General features: G+C 67.6%; 1 protein-coding gene. It reads left to right on the forward strand.

Annotation, left to right across the window (positions count from 1 at the left end; all coding sequences use genetic code 11):
• On the forward strand, positions 1 to 213 hold a 213-nt coding region (locus ABGV18_RS11605; RefSeq protein ID WP_396586164.1), incomplete at both ends, for a hypothetical protein.

Consider the following 213-nt stretch of genomic DNA (forward strand, 5'->3'; position numbering starts at 1 on the left):
AGCTCGAGGCACTGGCCGAGCGTGTCGGCGCGCAGATGCTGCGCCTGATCGACGGCGCTTGGAAGGCGGGCAAGAAGCTCTGGGAGATGGGCCAGGTGGCCTTCGATGTCACCAGCCGGATCGCCGGGCTGGTCGGCGGCTGGGAGAACCTCGCCTTCGTCCTGATCGGGCTCAAGATCCTGCCCACGGTGATGATGCTGGGCAAGCTGGGCG

The sequence above is a fragment of the Guyparkeria halopsychrophila genome (assembly GCF_044582135.1).
Lineage (GTDB): Bacteria > Pseudomonadota > Gammaproteobacteria > Halothiobacillales > Halothiobacillaceae > Guyparkeria.